The organism is Amycolatopsis australiensis (assembly GCF_900119165.1).
GTDB classification, from domain to species: domain Bacteria; phylum Actinomycetota; class Actinomycetes; order Mycobacteriales; family Pseudonocardiaceae; genus Amycolatopsis; species Amycolatopsis australiensis.
The window spans coordinates 4,397,028-4,421,379 of the sequence record NZ_FPJG01000006.1; the positions used below are offsets into that span (position 1 = coordinate 4,397,028).

Genomic DNA, 24,352 nt, shown 5'->3' on the forward strand with positions numbered 1-24,352 from the left:
TTCCGTTGGCGCGGGAGTGCGTCCCGGCAAATCGGTCCGCGACCATTGCGCTCGCCGGAACGGCGAGCTATGTTAGCGCTCACATTTTCCCGGTTCGTCGTCCGGTGCGCGGTGGCCGAAGGAGGAGGTGGCATCGCCGTCCGTCGCACCCCTTGATCGAAGGCTTCGCGAGACACGCCGTGGTGCTCGCACCGGCCGCCCGCGGGCGCCGGGGCCGGACGGCGCGTCGGTGAGGCCTGCCAGGCGAAAGTTCGGCAGTGGCCCCAACGCAACGGGAGATCACCATGGCACGACAGTCGAGATATCCACGGTTACGCACCCCCGTCCTGAAGTTCGCGGCGGCCGGCGCCCTCGTCGCCGGGCTGCTGGCCACCGGCGGCACGTCGGAAGCGGCCACGCAGGGACCGTGCGACATCTACGCCGCCGGCGGCACGCCGTGCGTGGCCGCGCACAGCACCACGCGGGCGTTGTACGGCTCCTACACCGGCCCGCTGTACCAGGTCAGGCGGGCGTCGGACAACACGACCCGTGATATCGCGCCGCTGAGCGCGGGCGGGGTGGCGAACGCGGCGGCGCAGGACTCGTTCTGCGCCGGGACAACCTGCGTGATCACGGTCATCTACGATCAGTCCGGCCGGAACAACCGCCTCACGCAGGCCCCGCCCGGCGGCTTCAACGGTCCGGCGGCCGGCGGCTACGACAACCTCGCCAACGCCACCGCGGCGCCGATCACGGTCGGCGGCCACAAGGCCTACGGCGTCTACGTCGCTCCCGGAACCGGTTACCGCAACAACAACACCAACGGCATCGCCACCGGTGACCAGCCGGAGGGCATGTACGCGATCTTCGACGGCACGCACTACAACGGCGGCTGCTGCTTCGACTACGGCAACGCCGAGCGCAACAGCCACGACAACGGCAACGGCACGATGGAAGCCATCTACTTCGGCAACATCAAGGTCTGGGGCTACGGCACCGGCAACGGCCCGTGGATCATGGCCGACCTGGAGAACGGCCTGTTCTCCGGCGTCAACCCGGGCTACAACGCCAACGACCCGAGCATCAGCCACCGGTTCCTGACCGCCATCGTCAAGGGTGGTCCCAACCACTGGGCCATCCGTGGTGGCAACGCGCAGTCCGGTGGCGTGTCGACCTTCTACGACGGTGTGCGCCCCAACGCGTCGGGCTACAACCCGATGAAGAAGGAGGGCGCGATCATCCTGGGCATCGGCGGGGACAACAGCGTCGGCGCCCGCGGTACCTTCTACGAAGGCGTGATGACCTCCGGCTACCCGTCGGACGCCACCGAGAACGCGGTGCAGGCGAACATCACGGCGGCCGGGTACGCCACCAGTTCCGCCGGCACCGGCTTGACGCCCGGCTCGGCCGTCTCGCTGCGGGCCACCACGGCGTGCTGCACCGACCGCTACATCCACCACAGCGGGTCCACTGTGGACACGGCGGTGATCACCAGCAGCAGCTCCGCCACCGAAAAGGGCAACGCGTCCTGGACCGTCCGGACCGGGCTGGGCAACAGCTCCTGCGTGTCGTTCGAGTCCCGCAACACCGCCGGGCAGTACCTCCGGCACCAGAACTACCAGCTGCACCTGCAGGCCGACGACGGGTCCGCGTTGTTCGCCCAGGACGCGACGTTCTGCCCGGAGGCCGGGCGAAACGGGCAGGGCGCCTCGCTGAGATCGCTCAACTACTCCGACCGGTACGTGCGCCACTACAACAACATCGTCTACATCGCCGCCGACGGCGGTCCGAACACCTTCGACAGCACCAACGCCTACAACGACGACGTGAGCTGGCTCGTCAGCTCGCCGTGGGGCTGATCCCGGAACGAAGCGCACCCGCCACGCCCGCCGGGCGTGGCGGGTGCTGCCGTACGGCCCGTGACCGCGAACAACGCCATAACCTGAGAATTGTTCATGTTGCGCGAGCGTGCGAAAAGGGCCCGATGCGCAAGGGGCTGACCGGGTTCGTGGCCGTCGCCGTCGCCGGATTTCCGGCCCCGGCCGCGGGGGCCGAGCCGGATTCCGGAACGTTGTCCGTGCTGACCTACAACGTCGCCGGGCTGCCGGACGGCATCTCGGGCGCGCCTTCGCCGCGTGCCCCGAGCACGACGGCGATCGGCGCGCGGGCCGGCGCCTGCGCCCTGGTCCACGTGCAGGAAGACTTCGATTACCACGCGAACCTCTACGCGGCCGACCGGCATCCGTACCGCACGCCCACCAGCGGCGGCGCGGGGATCGGCAGCGGCCTCAACGCGATGGCCTCGCTGCCGTACGACGCCGACGACTTCGAACGCGTCAGCTGGACGTCGTGCCAGCTCGACTCGGAGGACTGCCTGACCCCGAAGGGCTTCACGTCCATGCGGCTGCGGCTCGCCGGAGGCGTCTTCCTGGACGTCTACAACCTTCACACGAACGCGGGAACGAACCCGGGCGACCTCGCCTCGCGCGCGGCCGACCTCGACCGGCTGTCGGCGTTCATCGGGAGCCATTCGGCGGGCAACGCCGTGCTCGTCATGGGCGACACCAACACCCGCTACACGCGCGCCGGCGACACGATCGGGCCATTCGCCGCGGCGAACGGCCTGACCGACGCGTGGGTGCGGCTCGAACGCGGCGGCGTGGCGCCGGCACCGGGCAGCCCCGTCCTGCCGTGCGACGAAAACGCGATCACCGACACCTGCGAAGTCGTGGACAAGGTCCTCTACCGCGGCAGCAAGCTCGTCGGGCTGGCCGCGACGTCGTACCACGACGAGCACGCGGCCTTCCTCGACGAGCAGGGCCGGACGCTGTCCGACCACGACCCGATCGCGGTCGGCCTCGCCTGGACCCGCGCCGCGGACTTCCGGGCGAGCGACCGGTCCGGCGGTCCGCACCGGGACTACTTCACCGACCTCGACCGCGTCCCGGCGGGCGCGGTCCCGGCCGCGATCACCGTCCGCGGCGGCGCGCGCGTCGACCGGATCGGCCTGACCCTGGCCGACGGCACCACCCTGGCCCACGGTGGCGGTGGTGGCACCGAGACCCGGCTGCCGCTCGCGGCGGGGGAGTACCCGGAGTGGGTGTTCCTCTGCCGCGGCAGCCACGCGCGGGGCACACGAGGATCTTTTTCGTCCGGTTCACGACGAGCCGCGGGGCGACGGTCGCGGCGGGGACCGCGACCGACGACTGCACGACCTACACCGCGCCGCCCGGCTGGCAGATCGCGGGGTTCCACGGCCGTTCCGGCGACGAGGTCGACAAGCTGGGTGTCCTCTACACGCGTCGCTGACGCCGGTTTGGCCCCCGGCACTTGCGGCGGGGCCCGGATGGGTGCTAAATCGGAATTGGCACTCTCCGCCTTCGAGTGCCAATCGCCGGGGCGGGGACATCGCCGCCGGAGACAGTCCACAGTGGAGCACGACGCCGCTGCGAACGGAGGACGACCATGGGACTGGAGAAGGTCTGGATCAAGACGTTGAGCGACGGACTGCTGCGCGCGGACCAGATCGTGGGGCTGACCGCGCACGCCACCCCGTCCCTGCCGGGCAAGTCGCCGAGGTGGCTGCTGGACGCGACGGTCGCGGTGCCGGCGGGCAGCGGGACGGGCGGCAACGGCTGGGACATCGGAATCCTGCACCGCACGCTGATCCAGACCCGCGCGGAGCCGGCCGGGGCACCGGAGGCACTGGCGCGCTTGCTGGCCCGCCTGGACCGCCCGGACACGGCGGGCATCATCACCCCGCTGGTGGCGGACCCACCGCACGCGACGCCGGTGACGAGCACGGTCCGCTTCGCATTCGCGAGCTTCACGGACGACACGAGCGCGGCGACAACGAGCACGGACGCGGCGACGAGCCCGGATTCGGTCCAGGAGGGCGCGGGAGTCGGCTGACGGTGGTGGCGTGTTCGGGTTCCCGGCGCTGCCTCCGGGAATGCCGATGTCCTCCCGAGGATGCCGGGAGGGGTCAACCGGCCATCCCCGATGGCTTGCGGCCCGCCGGGGATGGCCGGCGCCACTCGGATGCCGCCGCGCGGTGCCGGTCGCTGCTCGACTGCCGCGCGGGTCAGGCCGCGCTGATCGCGATGCGCCGCTTCCTCGCCCACACGCTCTTCGGCACCCGGACCGTCAGCATCCCCTTGACCAGCGAGGCCGTCACGCGGTCGGCGTCCACCTCGTCCGGCAGCGTGACCCGGTACGTGAACTCCCCGGTGCGGCGCCGGAACAACCCACGCCGCCGCGTGCAGCCGCCCCTGACCGTCAGCTCCCGCCCGGCCAGCTCGGCCGTGACCTCTCGCCGCTTCACCCCGGGCGTCTCGATCTCCACCACATAGGCCTCATCGGTTTCCCGCACCACGGGCAGGGTCATCACTTCCACCTCCCGAAATCCGATGCACACGGTGCTCTCATCCGTCAAGACGAACCAAGGCGCACGTGTGTTCCCATGACTTGAGTCCTGTCCACTCAATCCGTGAACTGCGCTTTCGTCTTCCAATACTCCATTCGTGTGACTTGAGCAGGCGTCGGGAACCGTGACGCGGCAAAGCCGGTTTCCCGGATGTCAACACAAGTCACGAAGGGAAGGAGAAGACCCGATGCTCGTTCGCACGGATCCGTTCCAGGCGTTCGACCGGCTGGCCCAGCAGTTCTTCGGTGGCCTCACCGCGTCCGCGGCGATGCCGCTCGACGCCTACCGCGCGGGGGACCAGTTCCTGGTGCACCTCGACCTCCCCGGCGTGCGCCCGGAGTCCATCGAGGTCGACGTGGAGCACAACGTCCTGAGCGTGCGGGCGCAGCGGACGACGGTCCCCGGCGACGGAGCGCAGGTCGTCGTCCACGAGCGGCCCGCGGGCACGTTCACCCGGCGGCTGCACCTCGGTGACAACCTCGACACCGACCACGTCGAGGCGAGCTACGACGCCGGTGTGCTGACCCTCCGCATCCCGGTCGCCGAGCAGGCCAAGCCGCGCAAGATCGCCATCACCGCCGGGACATCCGAACGGCCGGCGCTCACCGCGTGACCCGAGCCGACTGCTTGACATAATCTGCAGTGCGCGCTATAGGAATGACGAGGTGATCGGGCCGCGCCCGGTTCGCCGGCCGGGCGCGGATCAGCGTGAAAGGAGATTGGAGGCGCGAGGCCATGTTGATGCGGACCGACCCGTTCCGTGAACTGGACCGGCTCGCCGGTCAGCTGTTCGGCGCCGACGGCACCGCCACCCGCCCGGCGGTGATGCCGATGGACGCCTACCGGTCCGGTGACGAGTACGTCGTGCAGTTCGACCTGCCCGGGGTGAGCCCGGACTCGATCGACCTCGACGTGGAGCGCAACGTGCTCACCGTCCGGGCCGAACGCGGCGCGGACTACGCCGAAGGCGCCGAAGTGCAGGTGTCCGAACGTCCCCGCGGCGTGTTCTCCCGGCAGCTGTTCCTGGGCGACACGCTGGACGCGGAGAACATCAAGGCCCACTACGACGCCGGCGTGCTGACGCTCCGGGTGCCGATCGTCGAGCACGCGAAGCCCCGCAAGATCGCCATCGCCGGTGGTGGCGGCGCCCAGCAGATCAAGGGCTGACCTTCCGGACCCCGGTCGCCCGGGGTCCGGCCATCACGCATCCCGGTGAGCCGATGAGTACTTCCCGACACCGTGCGCCCGCGGCGATCGACGCGACGCTGGCCGCCGCGGCCCGTGACATCCACGCCGCCGTCCGCCGCGCCGGTCCCGACGACCCGCCCGGCCTGGCGCGGCTGCGGGAGACCGGCTGGCAGCTGATCCAGCTGACCGGCGGGCTGAGCGACCTGACGGCGCTGGTCGCCGAGCACACGTCCCGCCACGCCGAACACCCCGGGCGGCTGCGGCAGGTCGAAGCCGGGCCGGCGGGCCCGCAGCTGGCACGTGCCGTCCGGGAGCTGGCCAGGCTGCGCCAGGCACTGGACGCGGCCAACGCGGCCGCCCGCGACTTCTACACGGCAACCAGCCACCTGGCCCCGGCCGGACCGACGCCATGACGCCCGACCCCCACGCGGTGCTGGGCATCGACCGCGACGCGACGCCCGCCGAGATCACGGCGGCCTACCGCCGAGCGGTCCGGGCCTGCCACCCGGACACGGCCCACCCGGACCGCGACCGCCTGGCCGCGGTCATCGCCGCGTACCGCAGGCTCCGCGAGAGCGCGCCGCCTCCACCGGCGGACGCCGGCGAGAGCCACCGGGTTCCGGTGCGGTTCCACACTTCCCCGCGGCCGCCGGATGTGCGGGTGGGCCCGGTGCGCCGGGAACCGCCCCGGCGATGAGGCCGCGAGCCGGGACCCATACCGGCGCGCCTGCCTCGAGCCGCGGGTGGCTTCTGGCGCCGGGCATTGCCGTGGGGGTGAGGCCGCCGAGCCACGGGTCCACTCGCGGCGGCCCGCTGTCCGAGCCGCGGGTGGGCTCGGGTGCCGCGCTTGGCCGCGGGGTGAGGCGCCGAGCCAGGAGTCCGCGCGGAAGCCAGGCCGTCGCGAAGCCGCGGCAGCCCGTCACGGGCAGCGGGCCTGCCCAGGACACGCGCGCATGAACCGCACCACCGGCGCCGCCGTCAGCGTTTCGCCCCTTCCGCCCGGCCACTGGATCGACACCGACACCGACGAGGAATTGTTGCGGTAGTCCTTCTCCACCAGCGTCCGGTCGTCGTTCACCGTGTTCACCAGCGTGTACGTGCCCGATGGCACTCCCGTGATGTCGAGCCACTGGAAGTCGACGTCGTACTTGTAGTCGTCGCCCGAGCCCACCGAAATGCCCTCCAGCACGTCCAGCGCGTCCGGTTCGTGGTGGCGGCACCGGTTGGCCGCCAGGCGTTCCGCGAGTTCCGCGTCCGCGCCCGACTCTCCGGGCACGTGGGACAGCCGGTCGACGTCCGACACCGGGTAGCGGTCGCCGAGGCAGAAGCCGTTCTTGCGGTCGGTCACCACCGTCTTGCCCTGTGCCGAAACCAGGCTGAAGTGCTCGAAGTTCATCAGGTGCCAATGCTGGTGCGCCATCGCCGGCTCGTAGTACGTGAACGCCCGCGTGGCCCGCTGCGCCGACGCGTAGTCCTGCGGGATCGAGCCGTTTGCGCCGTCGCTCAGCGCCTGGCGGACCGTCATCGTGTTCTGCCGGGTGCTGTCCCGGCGGCCGTACAGCAGCAGGGGCCCGTCGCCGACGTTTTCCTCCGAACTGGTGAACCGCAGCCGGACGGCTTTCGCCGTCGCGGCCGGCACGCAGCGGCCGTTGGGGGCGCCCGGGTCCACCACCGGGCACACGTCCCAGTCGTGGCAGGCGGTCACGTCGTCCGAAGCCCCGTCCGTGCACCCCGGCGGGACCTGGCGCAGATCCGGGAGCAGCAGCCCGGGTGCCGCGTCGGAGCGCAGGGCCGGTGCCGACCCGGTCGCGAAAACCGCCGCCGCCAAGAGTGCCACGTATTTCCTGAGCAAGAGCCACCGTCCTGTCCGATGTTCCGAGTGAGCCATTCACACAATCGACTGAGTCGCGCCGGGAACCGGGCGCGCGGTGAGTACCGTGCGGGGCCAACCGTCACCGTCGAAAAGGATCCCATGCCGATCACCGCCGATTTCCGGCCCGCCGTCGTCAGTTCTCCCGAGGTCGCGGTGGCCCCGGGGGCGACGCTGGTGTGCGGGACCCGCCCGGAGCTCATCAAGCTGGCCCCGCTGATGCGGCTGCTGGGCGAACGCTGCACCGTCGTCTACACAGGACAGCACTACGACGATTCCCTCTACACCCGCATCCGCGCGGACCTGGTGCCCGGCGGCCGGTTCCACGAGCTCGGCGTGGGCGGCGGACGGCGCGGCGGCCAGCTCGGCCGGGCGATCAGCGCCGTCGACGAAGTCCTCGCCTGCCACCCCGGCCGGGTGGTGCTCGTGCAGGGCGACACGACGTCCGCGCTCGCCGGCGCGCTCGCCGCCAACGCCCACGGCCTGCCGCTGGTGCACGTGGAAGCCGGGCTCCGCAGCCACGACCGGGCGATGCCGGAAGAGCACAACCGGGTGCTGATCGACCACCTCGCCGACCTCTGCTGCGCGCCCACCGAGCTGAACCGCCGGAACCTGCTGGCCGAAAACGTGCCGTCCGGACGCATCGCCGTCACCGGCAACACCGTCGTGGAAGCACTGGAAAGCGCGTTGCCGCCCGCAGACGAACGGCAGGCCCTCCTCACCACGCGGGGCCTGACGCGGGACGGCTACGTCCTGGCCACCCTCCACCGCCCGGAGAACGCCGACGACCCGGGCCGGCTGGCGCTCGCCCTCCGCGAGCTGGGCGCGCTGCCGGTGCCGGTCGTGTTCCCGCTGCACCCGCGCACCGCCCAGCGCGTCGAAGCCTTCGGCCTGAGCCGGCTGCTCGCCCCGCTCGTCGTGCTGGAACCGCTCGCCTACCCGGAATTCCTCGCGCTGGCCGCCGAAGCCGCGGTGCTCGTGTCGGACTCCGGTGGCATCCAAGAGGAAGCGAGTGTCCTCAAGCGACCGGTGGTCGTGGTGCGGCGCAGCACCGAACGGCCCGAGATCGCGGGGACGTTCGGCGTGCGGGTGCCGCCGGGGCCGCGGATCGGCGAGGAAACCGCGCGCTGGCTCGACGACGTCACCGGGCACCGCGAGCGCCTCCGGCACCTGCCCTCGCCGTACGGCGACGGGTCCGCCTCCGCCCGGATCGTCGCCGCGCTCGGTTCCGTGGCCGGTCACCTCGCGGGCTCCGCGGCGACCGGGTGAGCCGGCCCGGTCGCGATCCGGCTCGTCACTTCCTCCGCCAGCGCGACACTCGAATTCCAGCTCGTGACCTCCGGGTAGACGTGCGCGGTCGTGGCGAGCATCAGGTTCGTGCCGTCCACCGTGACGGCGGGCCGGCGCGCCAGGTACCCCAGCGGGTACACCGGCTCGACGAACGGCGCCTTGAACACCCGCACCTCGGCGACGTCGGCGGGGCTCAGCTCCGGGAACAGGCCCCGGAGCTGAGCCGTCCAGCGCGCGGCGATCGCGGCGTCGTCGTCGAGGTACAGCTGTGAGTCGCGGTCGGTGTAGCGCATGACGTAGACGAGGTCGTGGCCGCCGTAGGCCTCGGTGCCGGCCAGCGCCGACATCTCGACGACGCCGTCGAACTCGGTGCCCGAGTGCAGCACCGGCGTCCAGTAGTGCCCGGTCAGCGGACGGCGCAGGAAGAACGCGGCCGTGACGACGCCCTGGTAGGGCAGGTCGGTGCGGGGGAGGTGGTGGGCGAGCGCGTCGTCGGCGATGCGGCGCAGCAACGGCAGCGGAAGCGTGGAGATCACGTGGTCCGCGCCGACGACCTCGCCGCCGGTGAGGGTCAGGATCGCGCTGCCGTCCGCGCTGTGCAGCCGGCGGACCGGCGCCGAGGTGCGCACGGTCCCGCCCGCCTCTTCGATGGACGCCCGCAGCGCGTCGACGATCGTCTTGTACCCACCCTCCGGGTAGCCGCGGGTGGCGACGTTGCGCTCCCGGCCCAGCCGCTGCCACAGGTACAGCGCGGGGACGTCCCCGAAGGCGGGGCCGAACTTCGACCCGAACATCGGCGCGAACAGCCGGTGCCAGACGACGTCGCCGTAGAGCCCGCGCAGCCAGTCCTCGGTGCGGAGCGTGTCGAGGTCCCGGCCGCGGCCCAGCCGCCGCAGCAGCAGGGAAACGACGCCGAAGCGCACCCGGTCGGGCAGCCGCAGCGGCGAGAACCGCAGCAGGTCGGCCGCGGAGTTGAACGGGTACCGGCGGCCGTCCACGATCATGCCCATCGTGGTGTCCCGCCAGCGGACCGAATCCCGCAGGCCGAGCTCGCCGAGCAGGGCCAGCAGGCTCGCGTCGGTGGGCATGATGCAGTGGTAGAACCGCTCGACCCACCGATCGCCGTGCGGGAAGAACGTGCCGAGGCCGCCGAGCCGGTCGCTCGCCTCGAGGAGGGTGACCCGGGTGCCGCGGCGGGCGAGCCGGTGCGCGGCGCTGAGGCCGCAGATGCCGCCGCCGATCACCACGACGTGCGGGGGAGTGGTCGAACCGGGCACGGCGTCACAGCTTCCGGAACGGCGCCGGGCTGAGCCGGTCGCGGACGAGCAGTTTCAGGTACTGCGCGACGGTCCGCCGCAGCTTCAGCTTGCTCGGCCCGCGCTTGCGGTCGTAGCGCAGGGCCAGCGGGACCTCGGTGATCACCGGGCCGCAGTGGCGCAGCTTGAGCAGCAGCTCCACCATGCAGGCGAAACCCTGTTCCTCGATGAGCCGTTCACCCCAGTGCGCGGACGCGCGGGCGAGCAGGGAAGCCCGGTAGGCGCGGTAGCCGCTGGTGAAGTCGCGGACGCCGTCGACGTCGAGGGCGTGGTGGAACAGCTTCGCCGCGCCGCGCGAGAGCAGCCGCCGCCCCAGCGGCGCGGTCCGGTCGTCGCCGCCGGGCACGAACCGGGAGCAGATGGCGACGTCCGCCCCCGCGTCGATCTCCGCCTGCAGCGCCCGCAGCAGCGCGGGATCGTGCGTGTCGTCGGCGTCCATGACCACGACGGTGTCGTCGGGTCCCGCCTCCTCCAGTGCCGCTCGCAGCCCGGACAGCACCGCCCGGCCCAGTCCGAGGTTCACCGCGTGCCGGACCACCCGCACGTCCAGGTCGCCGGATCCGGCGCCGGCCACCGCGACGGTGCCGTCGGTGGAGCCGTCGTCGACGACCCAGACGGTGAGCCGTTCGGTGCGCGCGACGTCGGCGAGGCGCCGCAGCAGCGGCGGCAGCGACGCTTCCTCGTTGAACGCGGGCAACACGACGTGCGCCCGTCCGGCGGTCCGGCTCGCGGCGGGATCCGGTTCCGTCAGGGTGGCCAGGGTGGATTCTTCGTGCGCCACGGTACCCCTTGTCTCGGTTGTGCTGTCACCCGAACGGCGTCGGGATTCGTGCGATCGACAGCTCATATTCGGCTATGTTGTGGATTTTCTTTAGTGCCCGTGGAAGTCCCCCGAAAGGATGGACGTCATCAGAACTACAAGGTGTTTCCGGCGATCACCTGAATGGGTATCCGTCGCTGCCCGAACGGGTGGATTCCGCGGCTTCGAGGCCGAGATTCACCCGGGAGAACCGATTTTGCCCCGAATGGCTGAGTCCTGAAGAAAATGGAGAGAAAATTTCTCATGTCAGCGCGTTCCCGGAGAGGCCGAGACCGGTGACCGAACTGAGAGACGCGATCGTCGGCGCGACGCTGCCGCTGCCGCGTCGCGGCCGTCCCGCCGCCCGGCGCCGGAACCCGGCCCGTCCCCGGCCGCTGCTGGCCAGGGTGAACGCCGTGGCCGTGCTGCTCGCCGCCGTCGACGGCGGCGCGTGGCTGACCGCGGTGCTGCGGACCGGTCCCGGGCCGGTGTGCGCGGCGGTGACCGCCGTGGCGCTGGCGGGGGTCCGGGTGGGCGGCCGCGTGCACCGCCGCCGGCTGTGGCTGTCCTGGCTGCAGGACCTCCCGCGGTCGGTCACCACCGCGGCGCTGGCCTTCGCGCTCGTCACCGGCGCCGGTCTGGTGTCCGGAATGGACAGCGCGAGCACGGCCGCGATGCAGGAGGTGATCCTGCTGGCCGCGGTGCTGAGCGAAGGCGTCCGGCCGCTGGTCTTCGCCTTCGGCCGGTGGGCACGGCGGCGCCTGCGGCGCTGCGACCGCGCCGTCGTGGTCGGGTCCGGCCTGCTCGGCGGCGACCTCGTCCGCACGATGCTGGAACACCCCGAGTTCGGCCTGCTGCCGGTCGGGTTCGCGCCGTCCGGCGACGCCGCCGCGCCCGCCGGCCTGCCGGTCGAGCGGATCGACGGCGACCTCACCGAGGCCATCGCCCGGCTGGGCGCGGGCACCGTGGTCCTCGCCCCCGCCGGCGACCGCGACGCCGCGATCGTCGACGCCGCCATCGGCGCCCATCGCCTGGGCTGCGTCACGCTGGTGCTGCCGCACCTGTTCGAGCTCTGCCCGGACGGGCCCGGGGTCGACCGGCTCCGCAGCTACCCGCTGGTGTGGCTGGGCGGCGCGCCGACCCGCCGTCCCGCCTGGTGGGTCAAGCGCGCGGTCGAAACCACGCTCGCCGCGGCCGCGCTCCTGCTCCTGGCCCCGCTGATCGCCTGCTGCGCGGTGGCGGTGGCGCTGGAGAGCGGCTTCCCGGTGGTGTTCCGGCAGGTGCGGGTCGGGATGGACGGGCGCACGTTCCTGCTCTACAAGCTGCGCAGCGTCCGCCCGTCGGCCGTCGACGATTCGCAGACCCGCTGGTCGGTGGCCGGCGACAGCCGGGTCGGCCCGGTCGGCCGGTTCCTGCGGCGGTCTTCTTTGGACGAGCTGCCGCAGCTGTGGAACGTCGTGCGCGGCGACATGTGCCTGGTCGGTCCCCGCCCGGAACGGCCGGTGTTCGTCGAGGAGTTCTCCGCCGTCCACGACCTGTACTGGGCGCGGCACCGGGTGCCGACCGGGCTGACCGGCCTGGCGCAGGTGCACGGCCTGCGCGGCGACACGTCCATCGCGGACCGGGCGCGCTACGACAACTACTACATCGCGAACTGGTCGCTGTGGCTGGACGCGAAGATCATCATCCTCACGGTGGGAGAACTGCTGTGCCGAAGGCAACGCTGATGCGCGAACACCCGGTGGCCGCCCGCCTCCGGGCCGCGGCGGCCGTGCTCGTCGTCGTGGCCGGCTGCCTTTCGGGCTGCGTGACGAGCTCGGCGCAGGAGGTGGCGGCGCCGCCGCCGAAGCCGCTGGCGCCGTGCGCGTGGTGGTACGGGATCGGCCGGGCGCCGACGCCGGCGGAGATCGAGCAGGCGGCCCGGCGGTACCGGGTCGTCGTGCTCAACGCCGACCAGGGCGCGGCCATGCGCCGCCTGCACCAGCTCAACCCGCAGGTCAAGGTCCTGGTGTACAAGGACCTGTCGAGCACCCGCAACTACCCGGGCGCGGTCGACGGCGGCCAGGACGCCGCCTACCTGCCGAGCGGGATCGGGTACGTCGCCGCGCAGCGGGATCACCCGGAGTGGTTCGCCCTCGACGACCGCGGGCGGCGCATCGAGTGGCAGGGGTACCCGAAACACTGGCAGATGACGGTCTGGGACCCGGCCTACCAGCAGGCGTGGACGGACGCGGTCGTCGCGGAGGTGAACCGGGAAGGCTGGGACGGCGTCCTCGCCGACAACGACTTCAACTCGCTGAGCCACTACTCGTCCGCGGTGCTGGCGGGCACGGCGAACGTCGAGGAGACCGACCGCAAGCTGCGCGACGGGCTCGACGCGTTCCTGTCCCGCGCCGGCGACGCATTCACGGCGGCCGGGAAGCTGCTGGTGCCCAACGTGTCCGAGACGCACCTGGTGCCGGGCCGGTGGACCGCGCACTCGCGCTTCGGCGGCGCGATGGAGGAGAACTTCGGGTTCCGTGAAGACGGCGGCACCGGCGGCCTGCTGACCTTCCGCGGCAACGAGTTCCAGGAGCTGCGTGCCCAGGCCGCGCTCGGCGAGTCGCTGCTGCTGCTGGTCACGCGGACGAGGAACGCGCAGCAGGAGCGGGCGGGCTACGCGAGCGCGGCGCTGCTGGCCGGCCCCCGCACGTGCTGGACGCGGGCGACCACCGACGACTACCGCGGCCCGGAGTGGTCGGCGCTGCAGGACAGCGGGCTGGGCGAGGCGGTGGACGCGGCGGGCCGGCTGCCGAACGGCGTCTGGACCCGCACGTTCACTCACGGCTGGGTGGCGGTGAACACGACATCCGCCACCCAGACGGTGACACCGCCGGCGGGGCTCGTCGCACCCGGGTCCCGGCCGCCTGCCACGCAGACGTCTCCGGCGCCGGCGTCACCGGAGCCGGTCAGCCTCGAGGCCGCGGATGGCCTGGTGCTGGTGAAACCGTCGTAGCGAGGCCGGCCACCCGCGCGTACAACGCCAGGTGCCGCCGGGCGCAGGGCTCCGGGCGGTACCGGGCGTGGGCGCGCTCGGCGAGCCGCCGCCCGATCCGGCCGGGGTCGGGTTCGGCGAACAACGCCCGCAGCCGCCCGGCGAGCGCCGGGACGTCTCCGGGCGGCGCGAGCAGCGACGGGCCTCCGGGCAGTTCCACCATGTCGGGCACGCCGCCGGTGGCGGTCGCGACGACGGGCTTGCCCGCCGTCATGGCTTCGGCGACCACCAGCGGCTGTTGCTCCATAGTGGACGGCAGGACGAGCGCGTCCGCCGCCGCGACCAGGGCGGGTACGTCCGGCCGGAAGCCGAGGAACGTGACGCGGCCGGCCAGCGGGGGCGCCTGCGCGGCCCGCTCCGCCGCGGCGCGCTGCGGCCCGTCGCCTGCCACGGTCAGCCGCGCGTCCGGCGGCAGGACACCGGGCATCGCGAGCGCGGCCAGCAGGTCGAGGATTCCCTTGCGTTCCACCAGGAGTCCCGCGAAGAGCAGGTGGCGCACCGGGCCCCGCGGCGGGACGGGCACGGCCGGTCCGACGCAGTTGTCGATGTGCGCCAGCCGGGCCGGCGGCACCTTGAGGCGCCGGCGCAGGAAGCGCTCCATCGCCTCGGCGGGCACGATCGTGCGGTCGAGGACCCGGGCGACGACGGCGTCCGCGGCGAGCACCGTCCGCGTGTAGGCGGACGGCCCCCCGGCGCCCCGCGCCCCGCGGAACCACGGCTCGGCGACGTCGTCCGGCACGCCGTGGTAGGTCTGAACCAGTGCGGGACGGGGCCCGCGGCCGGCCCGCAGCCCCGCGACGACCAGCCCGGCCCGCCGGTCCTGCGCGTGCACCACGTCCGGCCGCCACGCGCGGATCGCGGCCCTGGCCCGCTTCGCCGCCGCGACGTCGTCCTTGCCGTCCACCCGCAGCTCGGTGTGCCTGCCGTCGAGCAGCTCGGCGCCGCGGGCCGGCGGGGGACCGAAGACCCGCACCTCGGCGCCTTCGCCCGCCAGGGTGGCGGCCAGCCGGACGGTGACGTCGACCGGGCCGCCCCGGTCCTGGGTGAGCAGGTACGCGATCCGGATCACGAGGTGGCCTCCGCGGGGGTGAGCTTGTCGACGAGCGCGGCGATCTGGTCGGTCATGCGGCCGCGGTCGAAGGAGAGTTCGGCGCGGCGGCGGCCGCGTTCGCCTTCCCGCGCGGCGAGTGCGGGGTCGGCGAGCCGGGTGGCGACGGCGGCGGCGAGGCGCGTGAGGTCACCCGGCGGCAGCACCGCGCCGGCGTCGGCGATGCTCTGGCGCATGCCGCCGACGTCGAACGCGACGACGGGACGGGCGCACGCCATCGCCTCCAGCGGAACGAGGGCCATGCCCTCGGCGCGGGAGGGCAGGACGACGACGTCCGCGGCGGTGTACCAGGCGGCCGGGTCGGCGGTGTGCCCCGCCCACACGACGGACGCGTGGCCCGCCACCGGGTGGCGCCGCCAGACAGGCCCCATCGGCCCGTCGCCGGCGAAGGCGAGCCGCGCGTCCGGCACGCGGCGCAGGACGTCCGGCCACGCCGACAGCAGCTGGTCCTGGCCCTTGAGCTCGGCGAGCCGGCCGACGCAGACGGCGAGCGGGGCGCCGGCGGGCAGCCCGAGCCGCCGTCGCGCCGCGGCCCGGTCGCCGGGGGTGAACCGGGAGGTGTCGACGCCGTTGCAGACGACGTGCGCCTCGGCGGTCACCCCGGCGGCGCGGCCCGCGGCGAGTTCGTCGTCGCTCACGCAGACGAGCAGGTCGGTCCAGCGGGAGGCGAAGCGTTCCCAGCGGGCGGAGGCGTGGCGCAGCGGGCCGCGGGCGGTGGCGAAGGACCACAGGTGCGGCTGGAAGACGGTGGGCAGGCCGCGGCGGACGGCCAGCCGCCCGGCCAGCCCGGCTTTCGAGCTGTGCAGGTGCACGACATCGGGGTCCACATCGGACAGAAGGCGGCGCAGCCGGAGCGTCTCACCGGCCGAGCGGAGGCCGGGCGAGCGGCGCGCGGCCCAGGCACGGACGTCGATGCGGGCCTCGCGGAGCCGGTCGGCGAGCCAGCCGGAGGGCGGGCAGGCGACGGTGACGTCCCAGCCCCAGTCCCGCTGGGCGAGAGCCAGCTCGAGCACGACGACGGCAACCCCGGCGGTCACGGGCTGGGAGACATGGACGATTTTCACTCGAGCCCGCCTCGGCAACGGGCGGCGAGGATGGCGCTCACCTGAGCCCACCCCGCCGCAGTTCGGCGATCGCGGCTCGCTGCAGCAGCAACGTCGCGCCGGCATATCCCGCGAGCAGAACCGCTGCCTCGGCGACCGCGCCCGGCAACGATTCCGCGGCCCCGAACCACCCGGCGCGCGCCAGCACCACCACCGGCACCCCCGCGGCGGCGCACGCGAGCAGCACCCGGGCGAACACCCCGGCCAGCTCCGCGACCGGCGGTGCGGCACCGGCGCGGGCCACTGCCGCCGCCGCGAGGGGGACCACCAGCCACGCCGCGCCCAGCTGGGCCGCCGCCACCGCCGTGATTCCCGCGCGCGTCAGCGTCGCCAGGCCGGCCGCCAGCAGCGCCAGGTGCGTGACCTCCAGCGCCAGGTACCGCCGGACGTGCCCCGCCGCCTTCACCGCCTGGTACCAGACCTGCAGCAGGCAGATCCCCACGCCGTAGCCCGACAGCAGCACCAGCGGGCCCGCCGCGTCCGCCCACCGGTCGCCCAGCAGCACCACCCGGTCGGCCAGCACCGCCAGCGCCAGGTACAGCCCGCCGGTCACCACGAGCACCGCGCGGGTGAACCGGACCACCGCCCCGGCCGACGGGCGTCCTTCGCGGCGCAGCCGCGTGAACACCGGGAACGCCACCGCGCCGAGCACGACCGCCACCATGATGTACGGCACCCACGCCAGCCGGTACGCCAGCGAGTACACGCCGACCGCGTCCGCGCCCAGCCCGTGTCCCACCGCGAAGTAGTCGAGGTTCACCAGCAGCGCGCCGACGACCGCCGCCGGGCCCACCACCGCCACCCAGCGCACCGCTTCCCGGGCCGCCGCGGTGTCCCAGCACGGCCGCACCCCGCCGCGCACCAGCATGCCCAGCAGCGGCTGCGCCACCGCCGTGACCAGCAGGCCCACCACCAGCGACGCCGGGCCGGCGCCGCACGCGGCCAGCGCGACCGTCAGCGCCGCGCCCAGCACCGCGCTGCCGCCGTCGGGCAGCAGACGGCGCCGGAAGTCCAGCTCCCGGTGCATCAGCCCCATCTGCACGCCGCCCGCCGCCGAGAACGGCAGGCCCAGCGCGGCCAGCCGCAGCAGCCCCGCCGCGCCTGGCGTGCCGAGCAGCGCCGTGAGCGGCCCGGCGGCGGCCACCAGCACGACGGCCAGCACCACGCCGGCACCGACGCTCAACGTCAGCACGGTCCCCGCCATCCGGCGCGGGTCCCGCTCGGTGCGCCCGATCACGTCGTAGACCCCGATCGACTGCACCACCTGGCCGAGGTTGACCAGCGCCACCGCCAGCGCCACGGCCCCCAGCTGCGCCTCGGTCAGCAGCGCCGCCAGCACCAGCGTGACGAGCATCTGGCTGCTCTTGCTGACCAGGTTGACCACGCCCAGCCACAGCGACCCCCGGACCGCGCGGGTCCCCAGCGCGGCCGTCATCCGGCCACCACGGGTTCGGCGGTCCGCGCGCGCGTCAGCCGGACCGCGGCGCACACCGCCAGGCACCACGCGACGACCACCGCGGCACCGTCCACAGTGACCGCCGCCCGCGACCCGAACGCCGAAACCAGCGCTTTGTCCACTGTGTACAGGTGTGCGAAGGGGACGGCCAAGGCGAGGACCGCCGTCCCGGCCGGGCCCCACCCCGGTTCGGCCAGGTGCCGCCACCACAGCGCCGCGACCGCCGCCATCGCCGGCACGGCGATCAGCACGTCCCCGGGCTGGTGCACCACGCACGCGACGACGGCCAGGCACGTGAGCAGGTCGGCGACCGGCGCCACGGCGGCCCGGTCGAGCCGCCGGACCAGCAGTACGCTCGTCGCCAGCACCCCGGCGAGCACCACCAGTTCGATGCCGCCGGGCACCCACCCGGTGGCGCGGAAGAGCACCGCGGCGACGTCGATCCGTTGCGCCGTCACCGAATCCACCGCGCCGTAGTCGGTGGCACGCGCGTGCGTGACGTTGGCGGCGACGACGTCGAGGAACGGCCCGATCCCGCCGGAACGCGCCGCCAGGACCGCCACCACCGGCAGGCTCGCGCAGGCCGCGATGGCGGTGCCCACCAGCGCCACCCGGCGCGAACCGCGGGCGAAGAGCAGCACCGCCAGCGGAAAGCCGTACTGCGGCTTGAGCCACGCCAGCGCGAGCGCCACCGCCGCCCAGCCCGGCCGGTCACGCCGGGCCAGCAGGGCGCCGGCCGCGCCGACCGCGACCAGCGGGTTCACCTGGCCGACGTAGAGCTGCGCCTTGCCGACCTGGCTGGTGACCAGCAGCGCCGCGACCACCGCCGTGGTGACCGCGGGCGGCGCCGGGACGTACCGGCGGACCGCGTGGGCGGTCAGCGCCGCGAGAAACACCAGCAGCAACAGCGAAACCACGGCGAACGCCACCGCGCCCGCCCGGTAGCCCGGCAGCGCGAACGGCGCGTGCAGCAGCAGGTGGTAGGGCTGGTAGAGGTTGAAGTCCTGGCGGACCGGCCAGTGCGCGAACATCGCGGCGGGGTCGTACGGGTTGCCGCCGCCGAGGAATTCGCGGACCGGGAAGTACAGGGCGTCGCGGAAGTCCTGCATCCGTTCCTCGGCCGCGTCGGCCGCGGTCGGCAACGGCACCTGCCACGACGGCTTGAGCGCGTGCCAGGCGCTCACGCCGCCCGCGAGGGCCGCGACGGCGAAAACGGCGCGCTGTCTCGGGGTCACGCCAGCACCACCGCCACGAGCACGGCGTCGGACGGCAGCACCGCGACGGCGGCCGTCAGCTCGCCGTGGTGCCGTCCGGCGGCCGCGACGGCCACGACCGAGGCGCCGTCGCCGCGCTCGTCGGGAAGGCCCGCGGCCAGCTTCGCCGCGGTCTCGGCGAGGTCGGGGCGCACCGGGACCACCCGGACGGGCCGCCCGGCCGCCCGGCACAGCACGGCCAGCCGGTCGGCGGCCGCGGGGTCGTCCTCGCGCAGGAGCGCCACCGGACGGCGGATGCCCGCCGCGGCCAGTGCCCGGCGCACCGGTCCCGTCCCGCCACGCGGGTTCAGCCGCCGCAGCGTCGCCGTCGCCAGCCCGGCCGCGACCGCGCCGACCACCGCGAGCCCGGTGACCAGCGCGGCGTCCGGAGCCACCGCGACGACGTCGGGCCGGGGGTCGAGCAGGCGCAGCTTGGCGGCCGGGGCGAGCAGATCGGTGCTGATCATCGCCTTGCCCAGCGCCGTCGCCGCCGCGCCGGCCCGCTCCGCCGACGGAGCTCGCACCGACAGCCGGGCCAGGCCGGACGCCGGGACCAGGTCGACGGCCACGTGCGCGGCGAGCTCGTCGGGGGTGTAGCCGGACGCCGGGGCCGCCGCCCGCAGCACCGACGGGCTGCGGGCCAGCTCGACCAGCGCGGGCAGCGTCAGCGAAACGACTTCGCCGTACTGCGGCCCGGCGCTGTCCCCGGGGACGGGACCGGCGAGAAGGCTGACCCGGCCCTGGTACTCGGTGCCGCGGCTGAGGCCGATGACGAGCACGAGCGCGCCGGCCAGCAGCGCCACCACGACGCTCAGCGCGGCCGTGCGCGGGATCTTCGCGACCAGGTCGTTCACCGGGCACCTCCGAGCGCGGTCCGCAGCAGCTCGTCGTAGGACTTCATCACCGTGTGCGGGTCGTACTCGCGCTCGACGGTGCGGAGGGCGTCGGCGGCCGCGGCCGCCCGCGCGGCCGGGTCGAACAGCAGCGTGTTCAGCGCGCCGGCCGTCGCCGCCGGATCACCCGGCGGCACCACGAGCCCGCCGCCGCCGGCCAGGACTTCACCGACCCCGCCGACGTCGGTGGCGACCACCGGCCGTCCCGCCGCCATCGACTCCAGCACCGCCAGCGGCAGGCCCTCCCAGTCGCTGGTGAGGACCGTGACGTCGGCGGCCGCGAGCAGGTCGGGCACGTCCGTGCGGGTGCCGAGGAACTCGATCCGCCGTCCCAGCTCCGCCGCGCGGCGCTCGAGGTCCGCGCGCAGGCTGCCGTCGCCGGCCAGCCACAGCACGGCGTCCCCGCCGACGGCGGCCCAGGCGTCCAGCAGCACGTCGTGGCGCTTCTGCGGTTCCAGCCGGGCGAGGCAGAGCGCGACCGGCGTCCGCTCCGGCACGCCGAGGGAGGCCCGCACCTCGGCCCGGCCGAACACCGGCGGCCGCGCGAACACGGCGTTGCGGACGACGACCAGCCGGTCCAGGCCCGCCGCGGCCAGCCGGTCGGCGGTGGCCGGGGAGACGGCGACGACCCGGTCGGAGACGCGGCGGAGGATCCGGGCGGCGGCCGGGACGTCGGCCGCCGCGACGCCGTGGAAGACGGTCAGCAGCGGCCGCCGCCTGCCGGCGAGGGCGAGCCGGGCGACCAGGCTCGCGCCGACGTTGTGGGCGAGGACGACGTCGGGCCGGAACCGCTTGATCGCGTGACGCACCGCCCATGCCGCTTTGAGCACGCCCGTCTTGCTGCGGCGGGCGAGCGGGACGGGGAACACGGGCGTGCCCGCGGCGGCCAGCGCGTCGGCGCGGAACCCGCCGGCGCTGGCGACCGCGGACACCCAGCCGTACTCCTCGCCGCGACCGGCCATGCCGGCGACGAGCGTTTCGGCCCCGCCCGCCCCCATTTCACTGATGACGTGCAGCACCCGCATGGGCGCTCCCCTCTCCCGGACCTTCTCGGCGAACTCGGATCTCGCCCGCGACGGCGAGTGCGGCCAGCGACCACAGCGGCAGGTAGTACTGCTCGGACAGGAAAGTGGAGGTCACGAGCACCGACAGCAGCGACGCCTGGATCGCGACGGCCTCGGTGCGCTGGGAGCCCCGCCCGAGCCGGACGGTCCGTTCACTGGCGACCGCGGCGACGGCGATCACGCCGGCGAAGAGCGCGAAGCCGGGCAGGCCCAGCTCGGCGGCGACCTCGAGGTACATGTCGTGCGCGACCGGGGTCTGCTCGTCGACCTCGGCGTTGTGCGACTCGGCGGCGTAGTGCTCCCGGAACCCACCGGGGCCGACACCGAGCACGGGATGGGCGGCGAGCATCCGCGCGGCGGCCTGCCAGCGCAGCTCCCGGGTGTCCACATTGGAAGCGGCGATGTAGCTCTTTTCCCCGAGAGCGCGTTCGAACTGCGGGCGGGCCACGAGAAAGGCCAGTGCCCCGAGCGCGACGACGGCGAGCCCGGCGGCGGCGAGAACCCGCCACGACAGCACCCGGCGGAGAAGCAGCCAGCCACCCGCGGCGGCCAGGCCGAGGGCACCACCACGGGAGAAGGTCGCGGCGGCCCCGGCGACCAGGACGATCCCGGCGGCGACGGCGGCGATGCCGGCGGCTTTCCGGCTGGGGAAGGGGTGAATTGCGGTGAGTGGGGGTGCCGGTGCGGTGCGGGTTGCGGGGCTGGCGTTCGGCTGCGGAGGTGTCGCGTCGCGCAGTGGTGCCGGGGCGGTGAGGGTTGCGGGATTTGGGCTCGGCTGGGAATCGTTGGCGCTGCGCAGCGGTGCCGGTGCGGGGCTCGCGTTCGGCTGCGGAGGTGTCGCGCCGCGCAGTGGTGCCGGGGCGGTGAGGGTTGCGGGATTTGGGCTCGGCTGGGAATCGTTGGCGCTGCGCAGCGGTGCCGGTGCGGGGCTCGCGTTCGGCTGCGGAGGTGTCGCGCCGCGCAGCGGCGCCGCCGCGGCCAGGGCGGTGGGGTTCGGGCTTGGCCGGTGATGTTCCGCGGCGCGCAGTGGTCCCGCTGCGACGAGAACCGTGGATTTCCGAGGCGAGTCCGCATTCCGCCGCGGCCGGAGCGCGGCGAGCAACGGCACCGCCGCCACCAGGAAGTACGCCAGGTCGTTCGGATCGCTCTGGGGCCCGCTGGCCCGCGCCGCCCCCTCGGCTATCAAGCTGTACAGCGCGCCGCCCGCTGCCGTCGTCGCTCCGGCTGCCGCCGCCAGCATCAGCCGGCGGATCGGGACCTCGCGGCTCGCCACGTCCGCGAGCACCGCCGTCACCACCAGGAACGGCAGCCAGCGAGCCGTGTACTCCGTCGTGAACGGGCCGCTCGAGTGCGCCGCCGCCGTCGCCGTCAGCACCACCGCCAGTCCCGCCAGCACCGCGTGCAGCGGGACCGGCCGGGGGAGACGGCGCTGCCGGAGCCGCGTCACCAGCCACGTCAGCGTCAGCAGCGCCGGCGCCACCTTGCCGAGCTGGCCGTGCACCGCCGTCAGGTAGCCCTCCACCGGCGCGAGCGCCACCGTCGCGCACGCGGAGATCCGCAGCACCGCGCTCATCGCCCGGATTCCAGCCGCGTCACCGCGCGGGTCCGCCGAACGCTCGACCGGCGGACGAACTCGCCCGTGCCCACGACGTCGAAGTGCTCGCGCAGCGCCGCGAGCACCCAGCCCAGCCACGCCACCTTCCGGGCGCCCGGTGCCGCCATGCCGGGGAAGAACTCCATCCCGGGCGCCTCCGCGCCGCCGAGGACATCCGTGGGGTGCAGCAGCAGGGACGGCGAGACGCCGCGGACCAGGCACAGCCGCAGCGCCGTCCGGAAGTACGCGCGGGCCAGCCGCGGCGACACCGCGTGCAGCTGCAGCAGGTACGAACCGTGGATCGGCGTGCGCAGCAACGGCATCGTCGTCACCGGCAGCTCGACGAGCCCGTCGCCTTCGTACGTCTGCCAGCGGTAGGCGTGCACCGGCGCCAGCACTCGCGAAAAGCCGCCGAACAGCTCGTCGCGGCCTTCGCCGTCCGTCGCCGGGGCCGTCCGGTTGTGGTAGGCGCGGGCGAGCGGGCCGACCCACGTCGGCAGCGTGCTGGCGTCGTAGGCGTACCCGCGTTCGGCGAGCAGCTCGACGAGATCACGCGTGACGCTGTAGCCGGGCCCGCGGAACCCGGACGGCCGCGGCGCTCCGGCGGCGGTGATCGCCTCTTCGGTCCGGCGCAGCTCGTCCGCCAGCCGGTCGCGGCAGTACCGGTGCAGCCAGGGTTCGTGGCCGAACGAGTGGTTGGCGACCTCGTGCCCCGCCGCGGTGATCCCGGCGACCGCCGCGGCGCCGTCTTCGCGCACGACGTCGGCGCCCACGACGAACACCGTGGTCGTGAGCCCGTGCTCGCCGAGGATCTCCAGCAGCCGCGGCACGGCGGACGGGAGGAAGCTGGGGAAGTCGCGCCAGGCCGGGTCGCCATGGGTTTTCAGGTAGGCCCACAGGTTGTCGAGGTCGACCGAGACGCTCGCGAGCGGCCGTGGCGTCATGCCGCCGCCGTCGCGCGGGACTGCGCGCCCAGCACCAGGACGCCGGACACGACGATCGCCAGGCCGAGCGCGACCCACTCGACGTGGCCGCCGAGGACCCGGTCGCCGAGCAGCGTGATGCCGGTGACCGAGGCCAGCACGATGGTCGTGGCGTCGGCCGAGGCGACGACCGCCGCCGCCGGGCCGCGCTGCAGGGCCACCGCCATCGCCGCCTGCCCGAGGACGGCGGCGGCGAGCATCAGCCACGTCAGCGGCTGTCCCGGCAGGGTGAGCAGGTCCAGGTGCGCCAGCGTCCGGCCGGCGACCGCCACGACGGCGAACGCCACCCCGGACAGGATCGCGGCGGGCAGGTACGAGCCGGCCCGGCCGGCGGGGATCATCGCCAGCCCGGTCCCGAGCACCACGACCGCCAGTGCCGCGACGCCGGCCGGGGGCAGCGCGGTGGCGACCGAGGTCGCCGACGACCCGGCCAGCACGACGAGCCCGGCGGCCAGCAGCACGAGCGTCACCGCCTCGGCGGCCCGGACGCGCCAGCCGAGAACCAGCACCCCGAACACCGTCGCCAGGCCGATCGCCGAGGACGACGCCGTCTGGACCAGGTACAGCGGCAGCGACGCGCGCGCGAAGAACGCGAACGCGAACCCGCCCGCCTGGCCGGCGAAACCGGCGAGGTAGAGGGGGTCGCCGGCCAGCCGCGCCAGCAGGCCCAGCCCGGCACCCGGCCGGGTCCGGGCGCGCCGGGCGGCGACGCTCTGCGCGACGATTCCCACCGCGTACAGCACCGCGGACGCGACGAGCGCCCCGTAATCCACCACGAACGACTCCTCTTGCCGTGCCCCGCGTACCGGTCAGTGGCCCAGGACGCAGCGTAGGAACAAGGAATCCGTGTCACTTTCGAAGGATGGAATCCACGGTTTTGTCACGCATCGGAACGGATCACGGCTCGAAGAACAACTCGAAAGCGTGATGTGTCGCAGTCGGGCTCCGTGGTGGCAACGATCCGTGATCACGAGGGGCCGCCGGGCCGGCGAAAAC

Annotated in this window: 23 protein-coding genes and 1 pseudogene; 11 read left to right on the top strand and 13 right to left on the bottom strand. The window is 74.0% G+C overall.

Annotated features, from left to right (window positions below):
* Nucleotides 1-284: 284 nt before the first annotated feature.
* The 4 genes and pseudogenes from BT341_RS21885 to BT341_RS21895 all read left to right on the top strand — a co-directional run bounded on the left by BT341_RS21885 (nt 285) and on the right by BT341_RS21895 (nt 3,891).
* A complete protein-coding gene (locus tag BT341_RS21885) occupies nt 285-1,838 on the top strand; it encodes an alpha-L-arabinofuranosidase B (protein WP_072478065.1) in 1,554 nt (517 codons plus the stop codon).
* 125 nt (nt 1,839-1,963) lie between these two features.
* Nucleotides 1,964-2,539: pseudogene (locus tag BT341_RS47910) on the top strand (jacalin-like lectin); the annotation flags it as partial.
* Nucleotides 2,540-3,075: 536 nt separating this feature from the next.
* The gene (locus tag BT341_RS47665) at nt 3,076-3,288 is read left to right on the top strand and encodes a jacalin-like lectin (RefSeq protein ID WP_342750224.1); all 213 of its coding nucleotides are present in this window, start codon (nt 3,076-3,078) and stop codon (nt 3,286-3,288) included.
* Between the two features lie 156 nt (nt 3,289-3,444).
* Entirely contained in the window at nt 3,445-3,891 is a 447-nt protein-coding gene (locus BT341_RS21895; RefSeq protein WP_072478066.1) for a hypothetical protein, read from the top strand.
* Nucleotides 3,892-4,063: 172 nt separating this feature from the next.
* Here the strand turns inward: BT341_RS21895 and BT341_RS21900 are convergent, their stop codons facing one another.
* Nucleotides 4,064-4,366 (bottom strand): Hsp20/alpha crystallin family protein, encoded by a 303-nt coding sequence (locus tag BT341_RS21900; RefSeq protein ID WP_143168616.1) that lies wholly within the window; start codon nt 4,364-4,366, stop codon nt 4,064-4,066.
* A 226-nt stretch (nt 4,367-4,592) separates the two neighbouring features.
* On the opposite strand from BT341_RS21900, the gene BT341_RS21905 reads away from it, so the two are divergent.
* The 4 genes from BT341_RS21905 to BT341_RS21920 all read left to right on the top strand — a co-directional run bounded on the left by BT341_RS21905 (nt 4,593) and on the right by BT341_RS21920 (nt 6,290).
* Nucleotides 4,593-5,018 (top strand): Hsp20/alpha crystallin family protein, encoded by a 426-nt coding sequence (locus tag BT341_RS21905; protein WP_072478068.1) that lies wholly within the window; start codon nt 4,593-4,595, stop codon nt 5,016-5,018.
* A 122-nt stretch (nt 5,019-5,140) separates the two neighbouring features.
* Entirely contained in the window at nt 5,141-5,572 is a 432-nt protein-coding gene (locus tag BT341_RS21910; RefSeq protein ID WP_072478069.1) for an Hsp20/alpha crystallin family protein, read from the top strand.
* 53 nt (nt 5,573-5,625) lie between these two features.
* On the top strand, nt 5,626-6,006 hold the full coding sequence (locus BT341_RS21915) for a hypothetical protein (RefSeq protein WP_072478070.1): 381 nt from the start codon (nt 5,626-5,628) through the stop codon (nt 6,004-6,006).
* Nucleotides 6,003-6,290 carry a J domain-containing protein gene (locus BT341_RS21920; protein ID WP_072478071.1) on the top strand — a complete coding sequence of 96 codons (288 nt, stop codon included), beginning with the start codon at nt 6,003-6,005 and terminating at the stop codon, nt 6,288-6,290. Before BT341_RS21915 ends, BT341_RS21920 begins: the two co-directional genes overlap by 4 nt.
* 222 nt (nt 6,291-6,512) lie before the next feature.
* Here the strand turns inward: BT341_RS21920 and BT341_RS21925 are convergent, their stop codons facing one another.
* Nucleotides 6,513-7,430 (bottom strand): lysyl oxidase family protein, encoded by a 918-nt coding sequence (locus BT341_RS21925; RefSeq protein WP_245805053.1) that lies wholly within the window; start codon nt 7,428-7,430, stop codon nt 6,513-6,515.
* A gap of 135 nt (nt 7,431-7,565) precedes the next feature.
* Here BT341_RS21925 and wecB point away from each other — a divergent pair, with 135 nt between their 5' ends.
* Nucleotides 7,566-8,732: a non-hydrolyzing UDP-N-acetylglucosamine 2-epimerase gene (wecB, locus tag BT341_RS21930; protein WP_084742960.1), complete on the top strand. Its 1,167-nt coding sequence runs from the start codon at nt 7,566-7,568 to the stop codon at nt 8,730-8,732.
* Here the strand turns inward: wecB and BT341_RS21935 are convergent.
* Together BT341_RS21935 and BT341_RS21940 are read right to left on the bottom strand one after the other, a co-directional pair.
* Nucleotides 8,702-10,030 (bottom strand): NAD(P)/FAD-dependent oxidoreductase, encoded by a 1,329-nt coding sequence (locus BT341_RS21935; protein ID WP_072478073.1) that lies wholly within the window; start codon nt 10,028-10,030, stop codon nt 8,702-8,704. The two genes, wecB and BT341_RS21935, sit on opposite strands and share 31 nt — an antisense overlap.
* A 4-nt stretch (nt 10,031-10,034) precedes the next feature.
* Entirely contained in the window at nt 10,035-10,850 is an 816-nt protein-coding gene (locus BT341_RS21940) for a glycosyltransferase (RefSeq protein ID WP_072478074.1), read from the bottom strand.
* Between the two features lie 314 nt (nt 10,851-11,164).
* Between BT341_RS21940 and BT341_RS21945 the strand changes: the two genes are divergently transcribed.
* Complete coding sequence (locus BT341_RS21945; RefSeq protein ID WP_072478075.1) at nt 11,165-12,595, top strand: exopolysaccharide biosynthesis polyprenyl glycosylphosphotransferase; 1,431 nt, start codon at nt 11,165-11,167, stop codon at nt 12,593-12,595.
* Nucleotides 12,577-13,863: a putative glycoside hydrolase family 15 protein gene (locus BT341_RS21950; protein WP_072478076.1), complete on the top strand. Its 1,287-nt coding sequence runs from the start codon at nt 12,577-12,579 to the stop codon at nt 13,861-13,863. Before BT341_RS21945 ends, BT341_RS21950 begins: the two co-directional genes overlap by 19 nt.
* Here BT341_RS21950 and BT341_RS21955 read toward each other — a convergent pair.
* From BT341_RS21955 to BT341_RS22000, 9 genes are read right to left on the bottom strand one after another with little or no spacing between them, the layout of a single operon-like run.
* Nucleotides 13,817-14,971 (bottom strand): glycosyltransferase family 4 protein, encoded by a 1,155-nt coding sequence (locus tag BT341_RS21955; protein WP_072478077.1) that lies wholly within the window; start codon nt 14,969-14,971, stop codon nt 13,817-13,819. The genes BT341_RS21950 and BT341_RS21955 overlap by 47 nt on opposite strands.
* Nucleotides 14,968-16,074 (bottom strand): glycosyltransferase, encoded by a 1,107-nt coding sequence (locus BT341_RS21960; protein ID WP_072478078.1) that lies wholly within the window; start codon nt 16,072-16,074, stop codon nt 14,968-14,970. Before BT341_RS21960 ends, BT341_RS21955 begins: the two co-directional genes overlap by 4 nt.
* 37 nt (nt 16,075-16,111) lie before the next feature.
* Nucleotides 16,112-17,548, bottom strand: a complete 1,437-nt coding sequence (locus BT341_RS21965; RefSeq protein ID WP_072482110.1) for an oligosaccharide flippase family protein — start codon at nt 17,546-17,548, stop codon at nt 16,112-16,114.
* Complete coding sequence (locus BT341_RS21970) at nt 17,545-18,804, bottom strand: glycosyltransferase 87 family protein (RefSeq protein WP_177328876.1); 1,260 nt, start codon at nt 18,802-18,804, stop codon at nt 17,545-17,547. The genes BT341_RS21965 and BT341_RS21970 overlap by 4 nt, the downstream gene beginning before the upstream one ends.
* A complete protein-coding gene (locus BT341_RS21975) occupies nt 18,801-19,676 on the bottom strand; it encodes a YveK family protein (RefSeq protein ID WP_245805054.1) in 876 nt (291 codons plus the stop codon). The genes BT341_RS21970 and BT341_RS21975 overlap by 4 nt, the downstream gene beginning before the upstream one ends.
* Nucleotides 19,673-20,740, bottom strand: a complete 1,068-nt coding sequence (locus BT341_RS21980) for a glycosyltransferase (protein WP_072478079.1) — start codon at nt 20,738-20,740, stop codon at nt 19,673-19,675. Before BT341_RS21980 ends, BT341_RS21975 begins: the two co-directional genes overlap by 4 nt.
* Nucleotides 20,715-22,352, bottom strand: coding sequence for an O-antigen ligase family protein (locus tag BT341_RS47345; RefSeq protein WP_281255999.1), 1,638 nt, complete (start codon nt 22,350-22,352; stop codon nt 20,715-20,717). The genes BT341_RS21980 and BT341_RS47345 overlap by 26 nt, the downstream gene beginning before the upstream one ends.
* Entirely contained in the window at nt 22,349-23,317 is a 969-nt protein-coding gene (locus BT341_RS21995; protein ID WP_072478080.1) for a polysaccharide deacetylase family protein, read from the bottom strand. The genes BT341_RS47345 and BT341_RS21995 overlap by 4 nt, the downstream gene beginning before the upstream one ends.
* The gene (locus BT341_RS22000) at nt 23,314-24,132 is read right to left on the bottom strand and encodes a hypothetical protein (protein WP_072478081.1); all 819 of its coding nucleotides are present in this window, start codon (nt 24,130-24,132) and stop codon (nt 23,314-23,316) included. The genes BT341_RS21995 and BT341_RS22000 overlap by 4 nt, the downstream gene beginning before the upstream one ends.
* Nucleotides 24,133-24,352 lie beyond the last annotated feature (220 nt).

Bases quoted from the DNA above. Each gene is read 5' to 3' on its own strand.
- BT341_RS21885 (WP_072478065.1), top strand. From the start codon at position 285: ATGGCACGACAGTCGAGATATCCACGGTTACGCACCCCCGTCCTGAAG.
- BT341_RS21910 (WP_072478069.1), top strand. From the start codon at position 5,141: ATGTTGATGCGGACCGACCCGTTCCGTGAACTGGACCGGCTCGCCGGT.
- BT341_RS21905 (WP_072478068.1), top strand. From the start codon at position 4,593: ATGCTCGTTCGCACGGATCCGTTCCAGGCGTTCGACCGGCTGGCCCAG.
- BT341_RS21895 (WP_072478066.1), top strand. From the start codon at position 3,445: ATGGGACTGGAGAAGGTCTGGATCAAGACGTTGAGCGACGGACTGCTG.
- BT341_RS21965 (WP_072482110.1), bottom strand. From the start codon at position 17,548: ATGACGGCCGCGCTGGGGACCCGCGCGGTCCGGGGGTCGCTGTGGCTG.
- BT341_RS21900 (WP_143168616.1), bottom strand. From the start codon at position 4,366: ATGACCCTGCCCGTGGTGCGGGAAACCGATGAGGCCTATGTGGTGGAG.
- BT341_RS21915 (WP_072478070.1), top strand. From the start codon at position 5,626: ATGAGTACTTCCCGACACCGTGCGCCCGCGGCGATCGACGCGACGCTG.
- BT341_RS21995 (WP_072478080.1), bottom strand. From the start codon at position 23,317: ATGACGCCACGGCCGCTCGCGAGCGTCTCGGTCGACCTCGACAACCTG.
- BT341_RS21920 (WP_072478071.1), top strand. From the start codon at position 6,003: ATGACGCCCGACCCCCACGCGGTGCTGGGCATCGACCGCGACGCGACG.
- wecB (WP_084742960.1), top strand. From the start codon at position 7,566: ATGCCGATCACCGCCGATTTCCGGCCCGCCGTCGTCAGTTCTCCCGAG.
- BT341_RS21980 (WP_072478079.1), bottom strand. From the start codon at position 20,740: ATGCGGGTGCTGCACGTCATCAGTGAAATGGGGGCGGGCGGGGCCGAA.
- BT341_RS47345 (WP_281255999.1), bottom strand. From the start codon at position 22,352: ATGAGCGCGGTGCTGCGGATCTCCGCGTGCGCGACGGTGGCGCTCGCG.